The sequence below is a fragment of the Gemmatimonadota bacterium genome (assembly GCA_016712265.1).
GTDB lineage: Bacteria > Gemmatimonadota > Gemmatimonadetes > Gemmatimonadales > Gemmatimonadaceae > RBC101.
Map to the genome: position 1 here is coordinate 1,418,186 of JADJRJ010000028.1, position 17,336 is coordinate 1,435,521.

General features: G+C 67.9%; 19 protein-coding genes and 1 pseudogene. 1 reads left to right on the forward strand and 19 read right to left on the reverse strand.

Annotation, left to right across the window (positions count from 1 at the left end; all coding sequences use genetic code 11):
- Window positions 1-10: 10 nt before the first annotated feature.
- From IPK85_12875 to IPK85_12885, 3 genes and pseudogenes are all read right to left on the reverse strand, one after another.
- Window positions 11-850, reverse strand: a complete 840-nt coding sequence (locus tag IPK85_12875) for a hypothetical protein (GenBank protein MBK8248282.1) — start codon at window positions 848-850, stop codon at window positions 11-13.
- 366 nt (window positions 851-1,216) lie between these two features.
- Window positions 1,217-1,785 (reverse strand): annotated as a pseudogene (locus tag IPK85_12880) (ABC transporter ATP-binding protein).
- Between the two features lie 247 nt (window positions 1,786-2,032).
- A complete protein-coding gene (locus tag IPK85_12885) occupies window positions 2,033-2,419 on the reverse strand; it encodes a hypothetical protein (protein ID MBK8248283.1) in 387 nt (128 codons plus the stop codon).
- Window positions 2,420-2,443: 24 nt separating this feature from the next.
- Here IPK85_12885 and IPK85_12890 point away from each other — a divergent pair, with 24 nt between their 5' ends.
- A complete protein-coding gene (locus IPK85_12890; protein MBK8248284.1) occupies window positions 2,444-2,596 on the forward strand; it encodes a hypothetical protein in 153 nt (50 codons plus the stop codon).
- Between the two features lie 129 nt (window positions 2,597-2,725).
- Here the strand turns inward: IPK85_12890 and IPK85_12895 are convergent, their stop codons facing one another.
- The 16 genes from IPK85_12895 to IPK85_12970 all read right to left on the reverse strand — a co-directional run bounded on the left by IPK85_12895 (window position 2,726) and on the right by IPK85_12970 (window position 17,299).
- Window positions 2,726-4,456 (reverse strand): ABC transporter permease, encoded by a 1,731-nt coding sequence (locus tag IPK85_12895; GenBank protein MBK8248285.1) that lies wholly within the window; start codon window positions 4,454-4,456, stop codon window positions 2,726-2,728.
- A 251-nt stretch (window positions 4,457-4,707) separates the two neighbouring features.
- On the reverse strand, window positions 4,708-5,382 hold the full coding sequence (locus IPK85_12900) for an ABC transporter ATP-binding protein (GenBank protein ID MBK8248286.1): 675 nt from the start codon (window positions 5,380-5,382) through the stop codon (window positions 4,708-4,710).
- 93 nt (window positions 5,383-5,475) lie between these two features.
- The gene (locus IPK85_12905) at window positions 5,476-5,826 is read right to left on the reverse strand and encodes a hypothetical protein (GenBank protein MBK8248287.1); all 351 of its coding nucleotides are present in this window, start codon (window positions 5,824-5,826) and stop codon (window positions 5,476-5,478) included.
- 14 nt (window positions 5,827-5,840) lie between these two features.
- Window positions 5,841-6,722, reverse strand: a complete 882-nt coding sequence (locus IPK85_12910) for an HlyD family efflux transporter periplasmic adaptor subunit (GenBank protein ID MBK8248288.1) — start codon at window positions 6,720-6,722, stop codon at window positions 5,841-5,843.
- Window positions 6,723-6,934: 212 nt separating this feature from the next.
- Window positions 6,935-7,555, reverse strand: a complete 621-nt coding sequence (locus tag IPK85_12915) for a C40 family peptidase (protein MBK8248289.1) — start codon at window positions 7,553-7,555, stop codon at window positions 6,935-6,937.
- A 26-nt stretch (window positions 7,556-7,581) separates the two neighbouring features.
- A complete protein-coding gene (queD, locus tag IPK85_12920; GenBank protein MBK8248290.1) occupies window positions 7,582-7,968 on the reverse strand; it encodes a 6-carboxytetrahydropterin synthase QueD in 387 nt (128 codons plus the stop codon).
- A gap of 54 nt (window positions 7,969-8,022) precedes the next feature.
- Window positions 8,023-8,652 carry a 7-carboxy-7-deazaguanine synthase gene (queE, locus tag IPK85_12925; GenBank protein ID MBK8248291.1) on the reverse strand — a complete coding sequence of 210 codons (630 nt, stop codon included), beginning with the start codon at window positions 8,650-8,652 and terminating at the stop codon, window positions 8,023-8,025.
- Window positions 8,652-9,419: a 7-cyano-7-deazaguanine synthase QueC gene (gene queC / locus IPK85_12930; GenBank protein MBK8248292.1), complete on the reverse strand. Its 768-nt coding sequence runs from the start codon at window positions 9,417-9,419 to the stop codon at window positions 8,652-8,654. The genes queE and queC overlap by 1 nt, the downstream gene beginning before the upstream one ends.
- Window positions 9,420-9,458: 39 nt before the next feature.
- Complete coding sequence (locus IPK85_12935) at window positions 9,459-11,165, reverse strand: methyl-accepting chemotaxis protein (protein MBK8248293.1); 1,707 nt, start codon at window positions 11,163-11,165, stop codon at window positions 9,459-9,461.
- A gap of 98 nt (window positions 11,166-11,263) precedes the next feature.
- Complete coding sequence (locus tag IPK85_12940) at window positions 11,264-12,919, reverse strand: hypothetical protein (GenBank protein ID MBK8248294.1); 1,656 nt, start codon at window positions 12,917-12,919, stop codon at window positions 11,264-11,266.
- Window positions 12,920-12,921: 2 nt separating this feature from the next.
- Window positions 12,922-13,962, reverse strand: coding sequence for an agmatine deiminase family protein (locus IPK85_12945; GenBank protein MBK8248295.1), 1,041 nt, complete (start codon window positions 13,960-13,962; stop codon window positions 12,922-12,924).
- Window positions 13,959-14,888 (reverse strand): carbon-nitrogen hydrolase, encoded by a 930-nt coding sequence (locus tag IPK85_12950; GenBank protein ID MBK8248296.1) that lies wholly within the window; start codon window positions 14,886-14,888, stop codon window positions 13,959-13,961. The genes IPK85_12945 and IPK85_12950 overlap by 4 nt, the downstream gene beginning before the upstream one ends.
- Before the next feature lie 77 nt (window positions 14,889-14,965).
- Window positions 14,966-16,180 carry a DUF4147 domain-containing protein gene (locus IPK85_12955; GenBank protein ID MBK8248297.1) on the reverse strand — a complete coding sequence of 405 codons (1,215 nt, stop codon included), beginning with the start codon at window positions 16,178-16,180 and terminating at the stop codon, window positions 14,966-14,968.
- Window positions 16,181-16,233: 53 nt separating this feature from the next.
- The gene (locus IPK85_12960; GenBank protein MBK8248298.1) at window positions 16,234-16,572 is read right to left on the reverse strand and encodes a redoxin domain-containing protein; all 339 of its coding nucleotides are present in this window, start codon (window positions 16,570-16,572) and stop codon (window positions 16,234-16,236) included.
- Between the two features lie 9 nt (window positions 16,573-16,581).
- Window positions 16,582-16,815, reverse strand: a complete 234-nt coding sequence (locus tag IPK85_12965) for a hypothetical protein (GenBank protein ID MBK8248299.1) — start codon at window positions 16,813-16,815, stop codon at window positions 16,582-16,584.
- 169 nt (window positions 16,816-16,984) lie between these two features.
- Entirely contained in the window at window positions 16,985-17,299 is a 315-nt protein-coding gene (locus IPK85_12970) for a glycine zipper 2TM domain-containing protein (GenBank protein ID MBK8248300.1), read from the reverse strand.
- Window positions 17,300-17,336: the final 37 nt, after the last annotated feature.

Genomic DNA, 17,336 nt, shown 5'->3' on the forward strand with positions numbered 1-17,336 from the left:
TGTCCGCCGGTCAGGGCAGGTGCCTGACCCAAATGTCGTCCTGCCAACCGTCAACACCGTGCCCGCTCACGAGGATGAGGCGCCGACGTGCCGCGTCAACATACAGTCCAGACAGGTAGCGTGCGCTTGGTTTGGGGCCGGCTTCCGGCACGAACTTCCAACTCACTGATGCAGAGGACGGGAGGCCAACACGCAGGTCATTTGAAGGTGTGGAACACAGACCCGGGTCCGTGATTGGGGCGCATCCGCCGAACCGATACAGTCGACCCGTCCGCGTGTCGAACGCGAGAGCGCTCATGATGCGGGCATCGCTGTCGGTCGACGCGGGAATGAGCTTGCGCCAATTTCCGGAGCGCAGGTCGATCCCCCAGAGGTCGTCGTGGTTGCCAGGGGCTGTGCCAAGGCTGCGCTGTCCGAGATATGCTCGCATCCTTGAGGAGTCCACCGCGACCGAGGATGTGCCATTCCCAAACCGAGGCTCCGGTCGTGTCACGCTCGACGGTGGTTCCGACCAGTTGGTGCCGTCCCATTCCCACCACTGGTCCTTGAACGTCCCGAATCCATAGCCCCCGAATACGTTCAAGCGTTGCGTGAGTGGGTTGAAGAAACTGTACGCCTCGTAGAACTGGTCCTGATTACCCGCAACTCCTTCGGGCGACCAGGTCCCACCCGTGTCAGGAATGCTGTACACCTGTCCGAGGCCGTCCCAGTAGGTCAGGAGTCGTCTCCGAACGGCGTCGTGCACGAGCCGCCGATACTTGCCCTGCGGCCACTGATCCGCGCGAAGACGGCGCCACCGGTTGGTCTTGAGGGAGAATCCCCACAACTCTCCTGCACCGTAATCAGGCATGAACGCCGCAACCACCGCTTCCAGTCTCGCGACGTACGCGGAGGCATTGACGATCGTCGGGCCACTGCCGCGCGCGGCGAGCTGCCTCCAATCGGAGGCCGAGGCCGGTGTTACGTCCAGCTCAGCCGATGCAACTTCCGTTGATAGGACCCGTGCACCCGTGTCACCGGCGCATGCTGCCGCAAGCGCCGAACCTGCTGCCAGGCCGGCCAACCTTTTCCACCGCAACATCCAGCCACCTCCGTTGATGAGTTACCTCCGCGAAGCGCGGGAGTGGCTGGAGTGTCGCTGCGGGGCGTCATTCCGCCGTTAGTTTCATGGCGGAGGCGCAACCCCAAGGGGGAGCGCCACTTGGGTGGTGCAGGGTCAGTTCGCCGGCCGGTCTTCCACGATCCAGCCATCCCGGACGGTGATGACCCTGGACCCGAACCGCGCGTTCTCCTCCGAGTGCGTCACCTGGACGATCGTCGCGCCCGCCCGGTTGAGTTGCTGGAACAACTCCATAATTTCCCGCGCCTGCGACGAGTGGAGGTTCCCGGTCGGCTCGTCCGCCAAGAGCAATGACGGCTTGGCGATCACCGCACGGGCCACGCCGACCAACTGCTGCTGACCGCCGCTCAGCTGCCGCGGATACAGGTCCTTCTTGCCCACGATCTGGAACCGGTCGAGCGCATCCCCACGATCGCCGCGCGCTCATCGCGCGGGACATCACGATACGACAACGGGACGTCGAGGTTTTCGGCCACGGTCAGGTCGTCCAGCAGGTGATACTGCTGGAAGACAAATCCGACATAGCGCCGATTGATCGCCAGGCGTTCCTTGTTGGCGAGCGCATGGATGGCGTGCTGGCGGAAGTGGAACTCACCCGCCCACTGGCCATCGAACATCCCGAGGATCGCGAGGAGGGTCGACTTGCCCGCCCCCGACGGTCCCATGATCGTGATGAACTCGCCAGGCTGGATGTCGAAGGAGATGCGCCGCAAGACGTACGAGCGCCCGGCCGCCGTGTCGTAGTACTTCTCGATGCCGCAGGGGAGACGAGCGGGCCGACGTGCGGCGCCTCGTCGACGGGGAGGGCGGGCTTGCTGGTCTTGAAGAAGGCCACAGGTCAAACCGGATATCGGGAGACGGCAGGCGGCAGCATGCGCGCCGAGTCGGATAGCCTAGCTCGGACGCGTTGGATCAACAACATACCGGACTACTCCGCGCGGAGCGCCTCCACGGGATCCACGCGCGTCGCGCGACGTGCCGGCACCGGGAGGCGAGGAGACCCACCAGCCCAAGGACGAGGGGCACCATGAGGAAGGTGAGCGGATCGGTGGCGCGGATCCCGTACAGCGTGCCGCGGAGCAGTTGGGCCAGCCCGAAAGCGGCAGGGACTCCGATGACGACCCCGAGCAGGATCAAGCGCGCGCCGCGCCAGGACCAACCCAAGGACGTCGCGTACGTGGGCGCCGAGTGCCATGCGGACCCCGAGTTCCTGGTACGCTGCGCCACGCCGTACGACATCACGCCATAGAGGCCGATCGAGGCCAGCAGCAATGCGACGACCCCGAAGACCGCGAACATGGCGCCATAGACGCGACCTCGAACATGCGATCGCGAATTACCCGATCCATCGAGAAGAGGCGGCTGATGGGCAAGTCGCGATCGAGGGACGCCACCGCACTCCTCACTGCGGTGACCGCGCTTTCCGGCGCTCCGTCGAGCCGGATCATGAAGGCGGCGTTTGTCGTCCATCCCTGATCCAGTGGCACGTAGACCTGCTCGAGGCGGGTGCGCTCCGTGAGCTTGCGAACCACGAGATTCGCGACCACCCCGACAATGGTGCGCGGAACGGTGTCTGATCCGACGTACAGACTCTGGCCGACGGGGTCACGCCCGGCCCACTCGCGCTCGGCGAGGGCCTGGGAGATCACGACGACGTTCGGTGCGCCGCGTCGATCGGCCGCCGTGAACTCGCGGCCACGCAGCAGCGGGGTCTCGACCGCGGCAAAGAAGCCTGGCGAGACGGCGTTCCACGTCGCCGTCGGGCGATCGCCTGGCGCCGCCTCGGAGCCGGGAAGGTGGTAGACGTCCGACATGCAGCACTCGCCGACCGGCAACCAGGCGGCCATGCCCACCGATCGTGTACCGGGCACCGAAGCCAGCACCCGCAGCAGTTCCCCGCGGGCCACGGCCCGGGCGCTGTCGTTCGCGTACCGTTCGCCGACGAGGGCCACGGAGCCGGTCAGCACGTTCGTGGTGGCAAAGCCGAGTTTGGCTTTCTGTGAGCGCAGGAAGCTCTGCACCATGAGGGCCGCGCCGGCGAGGAGGACCAGCGAGACCGAGTTGCGCAACCACCAGTCCGGAGCGCCAGCGACCCAGCGAGGCATGGGCGCTGCCGCCGCGCCCCCCGGCCTCACGTAGCGCGACGGCGAGGTCGGGGCGGGTGAGCGCGAGAGCGGGGACGATGCCGAAAATGACCCCAGACACGACGGTGATGGCCGTCGCGAGCAGAAGCACCGTGCGGTCGACCTCGAAGTGCATGAAATACGGCACCTCGGTGGGCAGCCCCCAGCGGATGAAGGCGTCCACCCCCCAGGTGCCGAGGAGGATTCCCGCGATGCCTCCAAGTACGGACAACATCACGCTCTCGGTCAGCAGTTGCACCACCAGGCGTCGGCGCGTTGCCCCCATGGAGAGCCGCACGGCGAGCTCGCGTTGGCGCGCTGATCCGCGGGCGAGCAGGAGGTTTGCCACGTTGGAGCAGGCGATCAGCAGCACAAAGGCCACGGCGCCGACCATCGTATAGAAGATCGGGCCGACTTCGGCGGCGAGGTCGTCATTGGTCGGCAGGAGCCAGGCGCTCTTGGTGCGGTTCGTCTCGGGGAACCGGGTGGCGAGCGTGGCCATCGTCGCCTGGACCCCCTGTTCGGCCTGCGTGAGGCTCACGCCCGCGGCGAGTCGTCCGAGGAACTGCCACGCGTGAAAGTCGCGGTTCGTTCGCTGGTCCGGCGTGGGCTCGGCGGGGAGCCAGAGGTCCTCCGTCTCAGGGAAGCGAACCCCCTCCTCCATCACCCCGACCACGGTGTACGGAAGCCCGTTGATCGTGACGGCTCGACCCACCACCGAGGAATCGCCGCCGAACTTGCGCTGCCAGAGCCCATGTCCGAGGACGGCGGTGCGTCCCTCCAGCTCCTCGGCGTCCGTGAAGAAACGTCCGAGAGCCGGCTGGAAGCCGAGCATCGGAAGCAGGGCCGAGGTGACGCGCGCCCCCGAAACGCGCTCCGGTTCGGCCAGGTTGCCAACGTTCCACTGGCCCACGCGATAGAGACCGGTCGCGGCGAAGTGGTCGGTGGATGCCGCCCGGACGTCCTGGTAGTCGGTCCAGGACCAACTCGACCAGTTCTGCCGTGACTCCTCGGTGCGCCAGGTGTTCACGCGCATAACCCGGTCGGCGTCGCGATACGGCATGGGCCGCAGGAGCAGCGCATTGAACGGGCTGTAGACGAAGACGTTGGCCGCAATGCCTAACGCCATGCAGAGGACGGCGACGATCGTGAAGGCGGGCGAGCGCCCCAGCGATCGCAAGGCGAACCGCAGGTCCTGTCGCAGGGAGTCCATGGATTACGAGGTCGGGGCCCCGCGGGGGGCGGGGCCGGTCAGGGCTGGACGAGCGCGGTCGTTCCGAGGGTGGTGGCCGCGCGGGGGGCGCACCGGCGCGGTGCTCCACGCCAAGGCAGCCACGATGCAGCACCCCAGCGCGGCGGCGACAATTGCCGCCCGCACAGGAGACAGTCGGTGCCCGGCAGCGGCCTGTTGGGCCGCTACCAGGGAGAGGTGCCGCGGCGGCGTGACGCGACGCGGCTCGGGCATCACGCGGGTGCGCCGGCCATCTCGTCGACCACGCGCCCATCAAAGAGGTGGATCTGGCGGTCGGCTTGACGCGAGTACCGCGGGTCGTGTGTGACCATGCAAATCGTCGCGCCACCGCGGTGCAGTTCGCGCAGCAGTTCCATCACGGCTTCGCCGTTGGTGGAGTCGAGGTTTCCCGTCGGCTCGTCCGCGAGCAGGATTGCCGGGTCGCCGGCGACGGCTCGTGCCACGGCTACACGTTGCTGCTGGCCGCCGGAGAGCTGCGACGGGTAGTGCTTCATGCGGTGCGACATCCCCACGCGCTCCAGCGCCTCCTGCACGCGCTTCTTGCGCTCGGCGGTCGCCATGCCACGGTATGTGAGCGGCAGCTCGACATTCTCGTAGACCGTGAGGTCGCCGATGAGGTTGAACGCCTGGAAGATGAAGCCGATCTGCCGGTTGCGGATCCGGGCGCGGTCGGCCGCAGACAGGTTGGAGACATTCTCGCCGCTCAGCATGTAAGTGCCGTCGGTCGGCGTGTCGAGCAGGCCAAGGATGGAGAGCAGCGTGGTCTTGCCGCATCCGGACGGTCCATTGATCGAGATGTACTCTCCGGGCCGAATTTCCATGTGGATATCGGCGAGTGCGTGCGTCTCGACTTCGTCCGTGAAGAAGATCTTCTTGATCCCTTCCATGCGAATGAGGGCGTCAGCGGAGGGGGGCGGTCATCGGAGTGATGGGGGTTGCGGGTGTCTGGTAAGCTGCTGCGTTTCGCACGGGTCTGCCGTCTACCTCTGGATCCTCACCTTCTGCACGTTGTCGAATCGCGACATGTCGGAAACGATCACGCTGTCACCGGGCTGCAGTCCTTGCTGGACCTCGATCGTACTCACCGACGCTCGGCCCAGTTTCACGCTCAGGCGCTCGGCGGTCTTGCCGTCGGCACTCACCTTGAACAGGCCGACCGTGCTTTCCGGCTGGCCATAGGCCGGACGGGCGACGTAGAGCACACTCTCCAGTCGCTCGAGCTCGATGACCCCATCGACCGACAGATCGGCCCGCGCGCCCTTTGGCAGCTCACCCTCGAGCGCGACCTCAACGGTCACCGTGCCGTTCTGCGAGATCGGATCGACGCGCATCACGCGCCCGTCGATCAGCCCGTTGCGCGTATCGATCGAGGCTTTTGTCCGAGCACGACGTCCTTCACCTGCGTCTCCGGCACACGCAATACCGCCTTGAGCTTGCCGGGCTGGGCCACCCGTGCGAGCTCCTGCCCGGGGTTTACCCATTGGCCCAATTCCCAGTTGAGTGACTGCAGCACGCCGTCCTCGCCCGCGAGCACCCGCATGGACGCGACCCGCTCGGCCTGGAAACGCGCGATGGCACGAAGGCGATCGACGTTGGCTTGGGCCTTCTCCAGTTGTTCGTCGAGTGCGCCGGCGAGCAAGTCCAGCCGCTGTTCCTCGTACTTCACGCGCGTGGCCAGCTCGGCCGCGGATTCCTTGGCGCGTTCCACCTCGTTCTTTGAGCTCAGGTCCTTGGCCGCCAACCCTTCCATCACCGTCGCCTCACGGACCGCGTTGGCATGCTGGGCCTTAAGCTGCGCAACGGTCCCGGCCTGGTTGAGGCGATTGCTCTGGAGCGTGGTGCGGAGTGTGACGAAATCCTGCTCGGCCTGGGTGAGCTGCCGCTGCGCGTCGAGCGCCTGCAGCTGCACCTCGGGGTTGCTCAGCTCGAGGATGACCGTCGTTCGCGTTACCGGGGAGCCCGGGCGCAGCGGACGAGCCTCGACGCGGCCGGCCGTCACTGCGGCGACATATCGCATTTGTTCGGGCACGAGCGTTCCTGGAGCACGGACCTGCCGCACCATCGTGCCGCGAACGACCGAGTCAATCCAGAGCTCGGCGCGTGCCACACCCTGCGGCCGGGCCTCTAGGTTAGCCAATGCCACCGTCGTCGCCACAATGGCAACGGCGCCGACGGCGAAGAGCACGTTTCGCCTGGTCTTCTTCTGTGGTGCGCGCTTGACGTCCATGACGGGGGGTTCGACAGCGTGAGGGCGCGAAGGGTTCTCAACGGCCATAAAGGAAGAACCGTGCCGACCATCGCACATCGGCAACCCGTTGCGCCGCAACAAGATGACGCGCAGTGGTTCCCCGGGAGGGTGTTCACATCCGGGAACCAGTGTCCGAAAACGAACAGCGCGAACCGATCAGGGTTCGCGCTCGTGGCTTGGGCCGTGTGTGACTAGCCCGTGGTGTCGGCGACCTCGGTCGTCGCGAGCAACCGTCGGACACCCACCCAGTTCTTGCGGAACCAGGTCCCAGGCTGGTCGATGGATGCCTCGATAACCCGGCGCCTTGACGTGCTGGCGTGGACGAATCGCCCCTCGCCGATGTACACCCCGATGTGGGTGACCCGAGCGCCGCGCCCAAAGGTCAGCAAGTCACCCGGACGCAGGGCACGCACCTCGCGCTCAACCAGTTGACCTCGCTGGGACTGCTCATGTGCCGTCCGGGGGAGGTCGATACGCAGGGCCGACATCACGAAGCGGACCAATCCGCTGCAATCGAACGCAACGCCCGGGCGCTCGGCGCCGAGGATATAGCGAGTCCCGAGCTGTGAACGCGCCGCGCTCACCACCGAGTCATGCGCGATCGCTTCCGGAAGATCCACGGTCACCACGCTGTCTCGCGGTGCCTCACGGAACCCCAGTCGGTCGGCCGCTGTCTGCTTGAGTCGCTGCGCGCTCTGGCTCAGCGCCTCGAACGGCTTCTTTCGCGGCGTCCGGGCACGCTGCGCCTCCGCATCGGTCGCAAGGACCGATGCTGCGAGGAGGGTCAAGCACAGCGTGAAGCGCCAGGACATCGCCAGAAAGGGTGCCGGAGAATCGGTCAATCTACCGCTGGACCCATCCGGGCGGCACCCTCCCCGCGGTAGATGCACCCAGAGGTGCAGGTCTCCCGGACCTCGATCGAGGCCAGCCCCGCGAGCTTCGGAGCGATCCGATCCCACAACCAGATGGCAATCACCTCGCTCGTCGGATTCTCCAACCCCGGGATCTCGTTCAAGTAGCGGTGGTCCAGCGAGTCAATGATCGGCGAGCAGGCGGCTTTGAGGTCGGCGAAGTCCATCACCCAACCGGTGGTCTCCCCAACGGGGCCCGCGACGGTCACGCGGACGTGAAACGAGTGGCCATGCAACCGCGCGCACTTGTGCCCTTCAGGTACGTGCGGGAGCCGGTGGGCCGCCTCGAAAGAGAAGTCCTTGAAAAGCAGCACGTGACGGTGACGGTAGATGGAAGACGGCACACAGCAGACGAAAGAAAAAGGCGGCTACCGCAAGCCCAGCAGCTTGTGCGTCTGGAGGCTCAGCCGCCATTGCGGGTGCGCCAGGCAATACGCCACGGTGGCGGCCGTGTTGGCCTCCCGGTCCGGACCGTCCATGGGCTGGAGGGAGAAATAGCGGAACTTGAGGTTGGCGAATGCTTCCGGCATCGCCAAGGGCTGGGGGTAGACCAACTTCAGTTCGTCGCCGCTCGTGATGGTCAGCTCGGCCCGCGCCTTGGGGCTCACGCACGTCCAGTCGATCCCGAGGGGGGCTGGCACCGTCCCGTTGGTCTCCACGGCCACTTCGAACCCTCGCGCGTGCAAGGCAGCGATCGCGGCATCGTCGAGCTGGAGGAGCGGCTCCCCGCCCGTGCAGACGACGAGCTTCTTGCCTGGTGAGCCGGACGGCCAGCGAGCGGCCACGGCCTCCGCCAGTGCGTCTGGATTCGCGAAACGCCCGCCATCCGGGCCCATCCCCACAAAGTCGGTGTCGCAGAAGGTGCACACCGCGGTCGACCGGTCGACCTCACGTCCGCTCCACAGGTTGCAGCCGGAAAAGCGGCAGAACACCGCGGGCCTCCCCGCCTGCATCCCCTCGCCCTGCAGCGTGTAGAAAATTTCCTTGACCGCGTACATCAGCGCCCCTGGTACCGGGTGGGGTCGTTGACCCCGGCCTCGGCGAAGCCGCGCGAGCGCAACAGGCACGCATCGCAGTGCCCGCAGGCGTGACCCGTGGTGTCCGGGTCATAGCAGCTCAACGTTGCGGCGTAGTCCACGCCGAGCCGCACCCCGGTCGCGATGATCTGGGCCTTGGACATGTGGATGAGGGGGGTCCGAACCCGAAGGGGCGCTGCGCCCTCGACCCCGGCCCGCGTCGCGAGATTGGCCATGCGCTCGAACGCCTCGATGAAGGCCGGCCGGCAGTCCGGATAACCGCTGTAATCCAGTGCGTTGACTCCGATGAAGATGTCCAGGGCGCCGAGGACCTCGGCCCAAGCCAGCGCGAACGAGAGGAAGATGGTGTTCCGCGCGGGGACGTACGTAATGGGGATGTGGTCGTCCCCTACGGAGTCCTTCGGGACATCGAGGTCCGCAGTCAGTGCCGAGCCGCCAAACATGCGCAGGTCGATTTCGGCGATGCGATGCTGGGCGACGCCAGCCGCCTTCGCGATCTTGCTGGCCGCCTCGAGTTCGCGGGCATTGCGTTGCCCGTAGCGGAACGAGAGCGCGTGCACGGCGAAACCGTCCGCCCGGGCCATGGCGAGCAGGGTGGTGGAATCGAGCCCTCCACTCAGGAGGAGGACGGCAGGACGCGGGTCGGTCACCGAGGGGGGCGGCGCAGGTTCACGAGACGGGCGAACAGGAAAGGGGAAAATGGCGCGCCGCGCAAGGGACCACCCCATCCGCCCCGTGTGGCCGCCGGGTCCGGCGCGGCCTTCCGACTACCCCTTGAGCCCGCCCACCAACTCGCGGAGCTGCATGGCGCCGTGCAGGAGCTGCGTCGAGGCCGAGCTCATCTGCTCGCACGCGGCGCTCTGCTCCTGGGTGGAGGCGCTCACCTGCTGTGCGGCGGCGGCATACCCTTCGGCCGTGCGGGCGGCGGATTCCACGCTGCGCGCCGCGCTGGACACAAACTGTGCATTGCTCCGCGCCAAGTCGGCGGCGCTCGACGCGGCCTGCCGCGTGCGACTCGCCGAGAGGGTGATGGTGTTGAGCGCGCTGTCCAACTCCCGGGACACGCTCTCGATCTCGGCGACCTGCAGCACGCCGGCTTCCATCGCCCGCGTGGTGCTCTCCACGCGCGCGGTGACGGTGCGGGTCAGCTGCGTCACGTCGTCGGCCGCGGCCTGCGCCTGTTCCGCGAGCTTGCGGACCTCATCGGCGACGACGCCGAAGCCGCGCCCGGCCACGCCGGCACGGGCCGCCTCGATCGCGGCATTCAGGGCCAGCAGGTCCGTTTGTTCGGCGATTCGCCCCACGGCCGCTACCAAGCGGTGGATCTGTTCCGCGGTGCCCTCCAGCGCATGCACCTCGGCCGCTGCAGCGCCCACCGTGGTGCGCACCGTGCCCAGGATGCCCAACGACCGATCGATCTCGGTGCGACGCGCCCGGGCACTGGACTCGATGTCCGCCGCGAGCGTTCCCACCTCGTCCGTGCCTTGCAGCACCTGGGTGGCGTTGCCCTGGATCGACCGCAAGGCGTCGTCCACCGCCCGCAGCTGCCGCACCTGGGAATCGGCCCCCGCAGAGATCTCCGTCATGGACGCCGCCATCTGGCTCGCCGATGCCGAGATCTGCTCGGAGACGTTGGCGAGCTCACGCGCAGAACCGGAGACGTCGTCGGCGGTGTGCGAGCTGACCGAAACGACGCGTGAGAGCGAAGACGCTGCCCCGTTGAGTGCATCCGCAAGGTCGCGAAACTCGAGGGGGATGTCCTCGTGCGGTTGCACGGTGAAATCGCCCGCGGAAAGCGCGCGCGCCTGCGCGGCGAGCTGGCGCAGGGGGCGAGTCACGGCGCCGGCGGTCGTGACAACGACCGTGAGCCCCAGCAACGCTGCTGCTCCCATGATGATCAACACCCACAGGGATCGCGCCTCGGCATCGCGCCGCAACGAACGAGAGGCGGCATCCACAGCGCGTGCCTTCGCCGCGTCGATGGCTTGCAGGTTGCGCTGCAGCTCGCCACCACGCGCTTGGGCGTCGTCTGCGGCACGTAGCGCCTCAGCCTGGCGACCAGCGTCGGCCAACTCATGGGCGCGGGCGTAACGAGCGGACACGTCCCCGAGTTGCACGCCGATGGCGCGGAGCAGCGAGTCGCCCCCGCCTTCGCGCTGCTGGCGACGCGTCATCTCGTCGTATGCCGCTTGCGCGATGGCCGACGCACGTCCGACGGCGACCCGCGAAAGGGTGTCGCGCGTGGAGAGGTACCGCTCGGCCGCGCCGAGGTGGGCGGCGACCGCGCCACTCAGTCGACTGGAGAGTTGGGCATCGACCTGGACCTCCTGCAAGGTCTCACCGATCACCTCGGACAAGCGACCGACGGCTCCGCGCGCAGCAATCCCCGCCGCGCCGAAGAGGAGCACGAGGGCACCGAAGCCGGCCAGCAGGCGATGCCGGAGGCTGCGCAGGGAGGTCACGCCGACCGGCATGGATCAGCGCCGCCGGCGTGGTGGTGAACGATCAGGGGGAGTCACACTCTACAGACGTGCCGGCGGGGAGGGCGGCAACGCCTGTGACCCGGATCACCTCAGCGCGGCGCGATGGCCGTCCCCATCCGGTCGCGGGGTACGAGGCGTTCGGGGTCGACTGACCATTCGTCCAGGTGCGCCCACCACGCGTCGGCCCGGATCGCGGCCGGCCGGATGCGCCGGTGCATCCCGACGACCGTCCGTGCTTCGTAGAGCCAGATGCCCGGCGCGTCGTCGATGAGGAACTGTCCGGCGCGGGCGTAGTGCTGCCGCGCCTCGCGTGGATCGATGCTGCTCGCCGCCGAATCCAGCTGGCTGTCGAACGCAGCGTTCGAGTAGCCTCCCCAATTCGTCCCCTGGGCACCTGCCGGGCTTCGCCACGGTTGGCTCACGTCACTGGCGGCAGCACTCCCGGTGAATCCCAACAGGGAGATGTCAAAGTCCCCGGCCTCGTTGCGGGCCATCATGGTGGGATTGTCCGTCAGCTCCGGGGTGACGCGGGCGCCGATGGCCTTCCACGAATCGATGATCAGCGTTTGCATCCGCACGCGGCCGGTGCTGCTGCTGGGGGCGTTCAGGCCGAAGGCGAGCGGGGTTCCGTTCCGCTCGACCACCCCGTCGTTGTTGCTATCGGTGAACCCGGCCTCGGCGAGGAGGGCCCGTGCGCGGTCTCTCCCCGACGGCGGGAAGGCGAGCCCGCGCACACCGGCAATGGTGAGGTAGGGTGAGGTCATGGCGTCGCCCAGCGTATCGAGGACGCTCTGGACAAGGACGCGTCGATCGAGGGCGGCCGTGAGCGCGTGGCGGACGCGCGGGTCCCCGAACAGGGGATGCTCGCGTGCGCGCGACTTGCGCTCCCGCAGGTTGAACTGCGCCACGACGTAGTCCACCGCTGGCCGCTGAAGGAAGGCGAGGTTGGTGTCCGCCAGCGCCTGGTCCAGGGCCGACCCGCGCAGGGCCTCGACCAGGTCTGCCTCGCCCGCGAGCAACTGGGCGAGCTGCGCGGTTTGCTCCGGCACGACGGTCCAGATCACGCGGTCGAGCCCTGGGCGCCCGAGCCAATGCGCGGTGTCGGCCACGACCTCCACGCGTAGCCCGGCTTCCCACCGGGCAAATCGGAACTTGCCGCTGCCGATCGGTGCGCGGACGGCGGCGCTCGCACGAAGCGACTCGGGATGGATGGTCCCGTAGACGTGCTGCGGAAACGGGATCAGGTGGTTGACCAGGTCGTAGAACTGCGTCGCGCTGCGGCGAGCGAATCGCACGGTGAAGCGCAGCGAGTCGTCGGCGGTGATGCTGCTGATGCCGGCGAGTAGTGGGCCAAGGTCCGCCCCAACGGCGGGCGACCGATATCGATCGAAGCTGAACACCACGTCATCGGCGCGCAGCGGGTGGCCGTCGTGCCAGCGCGCCGCGGCGTCGAGCGTGAAGGTGATCGCGAGGGAGTCTGCGGACCATTCCCAGCGGTCGGCGAGGATTCCGACAAATCCTTCGTCACCGAGCATGTTGAGTTCGTCCCCGACGCGAGCGATGGGGAGGAAGAGGGCATCGCTGACCTGCTTGCCCACGCTGGTGGCCACGAGGGGAGGCAGGACTTGGTCTGCCTCGGCGCCCGTGGCGATGATCAAGGTGCCGCCGGGCGTGCCGGACGAGGTCGGGGCATCGGGCTTCGTGCACGCCACAAGGAGCGCCGCGAACAGCAGGGAGCGAGACATGGTCACCGGGCGGGGAGTGGCTCTTGCTGCGTGAGGCAGTGCAGGGTCCCGAGACCCCACACAAGGTCCAAAGCGTGGATGCCGACAACGGAGCGTCCCGGAAAACACTCGCTAAGGGTGTTAAGCGCCACCCGATCGTTGGGGTCGTTGAACGTGGGGACGATCACCACGCCGTTGGCGATGTAGAAGTTGGCGTACGACGCCGGCAGGCGCTGGCCGTCCATCATCACCGGCCGCGGATACGGGAGCGTGATGACGTGAAAGCGTCCGGCACCCGCGTGTTGCAGTCGGCGGAGGTTGTCCTTCGACCGTCGGTGGTTCTCGTCCGCCGGGTCTTCCTCGTGGGCCAGGACCAGGGTGGTGGCGTCGACAAACCGGGCAATGTCGTCGACGTGGCCGTGGGTGTCGTCCCCGACGCAGCCTTCCCCGAGCCAGATCGTCTCGCGCACCCCGAGGACCTCGCGGAACACCTGCTCATACCCCGAGCGGGACAATCCCGGATTGCGCTCCTGGATGTTGGAGAGCAGGCACTCTTCGGTCACGAGGAAGAGCCCGGCGCCGTTGGTCTCGATGGCGCCGCCTTCCAGGACGACACGCCCCTTGCCATCCGGGCGCATCGGCTCGAAGCGCGTGTGCCCGGTCAGCCCGGCGACGACCTCGCCGAGTCGCGCATCGTCCGTGTAGTTGTCGTACTTGGCCCAGGCGTTGAACTGCCAGTTGGCCAGGTGGCACCGCCCCTCGCCGTCGTGGACCACGGTCGGCAGCGAGTCGCGGAGCCACCCGCGGTCGTAGGGGACGAGATGCAGGCGGACGCGGGCGGGGTCGCAATGGTGGGCGTGGAGCTTGGCCCGGGCGTCCTCGCGGATGTCCTCCGAGTGGCAGAGGATCTCCACGCGTTCGTGCGCGTGCAGGACGCGGACGATCTCCGCGTACACCCAGGGGATGGGCTCGAACTTGCCGGGCCAGTCCGGTTCGTGGTGCGGCCATGCGATCCAGGTGGCGGCGTGGGGTTCCCACTCCGCCGGCATGCGGTAGTTGGTCATTGTCCCAGGAATCGGGCCGTCAATCCGCCGTACGCGTCGATGCGACGGTCGCGCAGGAACGGCCAGTTGCGTCGCGTGTCCTCGATGCGGTCGCGGTCGCAGGTGGCCACGAGGACGGCGGGATCGGTGCCGGCCTCGGCGAGGATCCGTCCGAACGGATCGTAAATCGTGGAATGGCCGAAGAACTCCAGGCCGTTGGTCCCCGGCTCGGCCTCGAACCCCACCCGGTTGGGCGAGGCGACGAAGACCCCGTTGGCGATGGCGTGTGCGCGCTGGATCGTGCGCCATGCCGTCACCTGTGCCTCGCCGAATTCGGCCTTCTCCGCCGGGTGCCAGCCGATCGCGGTCGGGTAGAAGATCACGTCGGCCCCCAGCATGGCCGTCAGGCGCGCCGCTTCCGGATACCACTGGTCCCAGCAGATCAGGACCCCAACCTTCGCGTAGCGGGTGCGAAAGACGCGGAAGCCGTCCTGCTCGATCACGGCACCGGGCGCCTTGAGCGCGCGGTCGTTGGTGTCCCCCGGGGCGAAGTAGTACTTCTCCTCGAAGAGCGGGTCGTGCGGGATGTGCATCTTGCGGTACACCCCAAGCAGCGACCCGTCGGCGTCGATGACCGCAGCCGAGTTGCGGTAGAGGCCCGGCGCCTCGCGCTCGTAGATCGGGACGATGAGGACGACCGCGAGCTCCCGTGCGAGCGCCTGCATCTGGTCGGTTGTCGGCCCCGGAATCGGCTCGGCGAGGTCGAACCACTCCATCTTGAGGCTCTTGCAGAAGTACGGCGCGTTGAACAGTTCCTGGAGACAGATGACCTGGGCGCCCCGTGCATGCGCGGCCCGAACGCCGGCGACCGCGCGTGCGACGTTCGCGGCGATGTCCGGTGACCCGGCGCTCTCCTGCACGAGCCCGACGGAGAAGGTGTTCGACATGAGGGAAAGGAGATCAGGGAAGGCGACAAGGGCAAGTCTGGACCATCCGTGCCGAGGCGCCGGCTCGTCCCACAACCTTACGGCGCTCGTCGCACCGCGATGACCAGGTCATTGACGTTCGTCCCGGTTGGCCACGAAGGAATCAGGGCGCCGATCGCGGAGAGCGCAGCGTACGATGCATGGGCACCAAGGTCCGCGCCGGGGTCGCGTCCCGCGGCCAGGATCCGGTCCCAGCTGTTGCCGTCCACAATGGCGCCCGCAGCGTCGGTCGGTCCGTCACGACCGTCGGTTCCAGCGGCGAGGAGCGTCACCGGCAGTCCACGGATTTCGCGGGCGGCCGCGAGGGCAAGCTCCTGGCAGCGCCCGCCGAGCCCTGAGCCTCCCGCCAAGGTCACCGTTGGCTCGCCGCCGAGCACAAAGGCGCCTGCGGACATGGTGGCAAGGTGGCGGCCCAGCACGATGCCCGCATCGCGAGCCTCGCCCGCGAGGGTGGGCATGGGTGGCGGGCTTTCGACGAGTCCGGCGGCGGCGATGTGCGACCGCACGGCCGCAACGGCGGACGCGTTGTCGAGGATGATCCGCGCCGTCACCGCGTCGCGCGCTGGGGGGAGGGGCGACCGCATGAGTTCCTGCACCGAGGGCGGGAGCCCCTGCAACAGGTCGGCGGGGACAAAGGTGGGCGCGTCGTCAGCAATGCACGGCCCGGACCCAATCGACGCGAGGTCGCCCGTCATGACGTCCGAGACGGCGAGGCACGACACCCGCCTTGGGGCGAGGGCGGCGGCAAGTCGTCCGCCGCCCCACCGGAGTATCCGGCGTCGGACATGGTTCATGACGTCGATCGGCGCGCCACTGGCCAGGAGCAGCTCAAAGGTCGCATGCAGCTCCTCGGTCGAGACGGGAGCGACTGGTGCCGCGATGAGGCTCGTCGTACCGCCGGAAACCAGGACAAGCGCGTCGGGTCCGCGGGGGCTGGCCGCGACGACTTCGCCGATGGCGTCCGCCGCCGCCGCGGACCGTGCGCCGGGAACGGGGTGATCGCCGGCGAGGTGCGCGAGGCCATGGTACGTGGGAGGAATCCCGGTCGGTGAGACGATGAGCCCACCTGCCGGCGCCTCGCCGAGTGCCTCGATCGCCCCCTCCGCCATCGACACGGCGGCCTTGCCGACGGCTACCAGGAGTGGAGGGGCGGTGAAGGCGAGCGCGCGCACGGCCTGGCACGTGGCCTCACGCGGGTCACACGCGCGTACCGCGTCGCGATACCACTGCTCAATACGAGAAGAGTCGGGCACGCAGGGGAGGAATGCGAACGACCCGGCGGGAGCCGGGTCGTCGCGGTCTGCGGTCAGGGTTTCGCCTCGGGTGGCGGCGAGACCTTGTCGATCGCAGCTGCAAGTTCCGTGTAGGCATCTTCCGCCATCTGCCGGAACGGCTGGGCCTTGTACACGATCCGGCCGTCCGGCCCGATCACGTACAGGGAGCGATTGTCGGTGTTGCGTGCGGCATCAAACGCGCCGTACGCCGTCCCCACCTTGCCCCCGGGATCAGAGGCAAACACCATCGGGAAGTCTGCATCGCGCGCCCAGGAATACAGTGCGGTATCTGCATCGAGACTGATGCCGATCACCGTCACCTTGCGGCCATTGTTGAACAGCGTGGCGTACTGATCACGGTACGCCTCCATTTGGACTGTTCAACCACGCGTCCTCGCCTTGAAGAAAAAGGCGAGGACCACCGTGTTGCCACGGTAGGTTGAGAGTTTGAGTTGGTCCCGGAGGATGCCATACCGCGTGGCACCTCCGAGGGTGAAGTCGGGGGCCATGTCCCCCACTTTCGGGCCCGTCTCGGCCTGCTGGGCATGCAGCCCCACGGGGGCGGCAGCGAGCAGTGATCCCGCGACGACCCCGGCGAACGTGATGCGGCGCATCCGGTCTCTCCAGGAAATGTTCCGGGGAACGAAAGGTGGCGGGGAGGCGGGAAGCAAGAGGCGACGGGATCGAACCGTCGCCGGCGCACGGGCTTCGGCGCCTGCAGGGAAGCGAGATCACCCCTCGTGAGGAGCGCCTCGCTTCCACGACCGCTGCGGCGCCGAGGCGTTACGGCCGCGGCACCTTGGTCAAGTCGACGTTGTTGCCGATCGCACCTCCCAGGACTGCACCTGCCACGGCGCCGATGACTGCGCCCTTCATCCGGTCCTTCTTTGAGGTGGTCACTGCACCAATGGCCGCTCCGGTCACGGCACCGATGGCCGCGTCTCTCCGAGTGTTCTTCCGCACGGTGGACCCGCTCCCCGAGGCGGCGCCGCTGGTGCCGCCTGCTCGTCGCGTCGTGCGCGCCACGGGGCGCGGTGCCGTCGCCGCGGGGACGTATCCCGCCGGGACATACCCTGCGGGCGCGTAGGCGTTAGGCATCATCCCGGCCTCGAGCGGCGAGACGAACTGCTGGGGG

Excerpts from the sequence above, each read along its gene's own strand:
- IPK85_12965 (MBK8248299.1), bottom strand. The coding sequence starts at position 16,815 with ATGCGCCGCATCACGTTCGCCGGGGTCGTCGCGGGATCACTGCTCGCT.
- IPK85_12960 (MBK8248298.1), bottom strand. The coding sequence starts at position 16,572 with ATGGAGGCGTACCGTGATCAGTACGCCACGCTGTTCAACAATGGCCGC.
- queC (MBK8248292.1), bottom strand. The coding sequence starts at position 9,419 with ATGGGGTGGTCCCTTGCGCGGCGCGCCATTTTCCCCTTTCCTGTTCGC.
- IPK85_12915 (MBK8248289.1), bottom strand. The coding sequence starts at position 7,555 with ATGTCCTGGCGCTTCACGCTGTGCTTGACCCTCCTCGCAGCATCGGTC.
- IPK85_12970 (MBK8248300.1), bottom strand. The coding sequence starts at position 17,299 with ATGCCTAACGCCTACGCGCCCGCAGGGTATGTCCCGGCGGGATACGTC.
- IPK85_12890 (MBK8248284.1), top strand. The coding sequence starts at position 2,444 with ATGCGATCGCGAATTACCCGATCCATCGAGAAGAGGCGGCTGATGGGC.
- IPK85_12885 (MBK8248283.1), bottom strand. The coding sequence starts at position 2,419 with ATGTTCGCGGTCTTCGGGGTCGTCGCATTGCTGCTGGCCTCGATCGGC.
- IPK85_12875 (MBK8248282.1), bottom strand. The coding sequence starts at position 850 with ATGCCTGATTACGGTGCAGGAGAGTTGTGGGGATTCTCCCTCAAGACC.
- IPK85_12935 (MBK8248293.1), bottom strand. The coding sequence starts at position 11,165 with ATGCCGGTCGGCGTGACCTCCCTGCGCAGCCTCCGGCATCGCCTGCTG.
- IPK85_12905 (MBK8248287.1), bottom strand. The coding sequence starts at position 5,826 with ATGCGCGTCGATCCGATCTCGCAGAACGGCACGGTGACCGTTGAGGTC.
- IPK85_12945 (MBK8248295.1), bottom strand. The coding sequence starts at position 13,962 with ATGACCAACTACCGCATGCCGGCGGAGTGGGAACCCCACGCCGCCACC.
- IPK85_12950 (MBK8248296.1), bottom strand. The coding sequence starts at position 14,888 with ATGTCGAACACCTTCTCCGTCGGGCTCGTGCAGGAGAGCGCCGGGTCA.
- IPK85_12895 (MBK8248285.1), bottom strand. The coding sequence starts at position 4,456 with ATGGACTCCCTGCGACAGGACCTGCGGTTCGCCTTGCGATCGCTGGGG.
- queE (MBK8248291.1), bottom strand. The coding sequence starts at position 8,652 with ATGTACGCGGTCAAGGAAATTTTCTACACGCTGCAGGGCGAGGGGATG.
- IPK85_12900 (MBK8248286.1), bottom strand. The coding sequence starts at position 5,382 with ATGGAAGGGATCAAGAAGATCTTCTTCACGGACGAAGTCGAGACGCAC.
- IPK85_12910 (MBK8248288.1), bottom strand. The coding sequence starts at position 6,722 with ATGGACGTCAAGCGCGCACCACAGAAGAAGACCAGGCGAAACGTGCTC.
- IPK85_12940 (MBK8248294.1), bottom strand. The coding sequence starts at position 12,919 with ATGTCTCGCTCCCTGCTGTTCGCGGCGCTCCTTGTGGCGTGCACGAAG.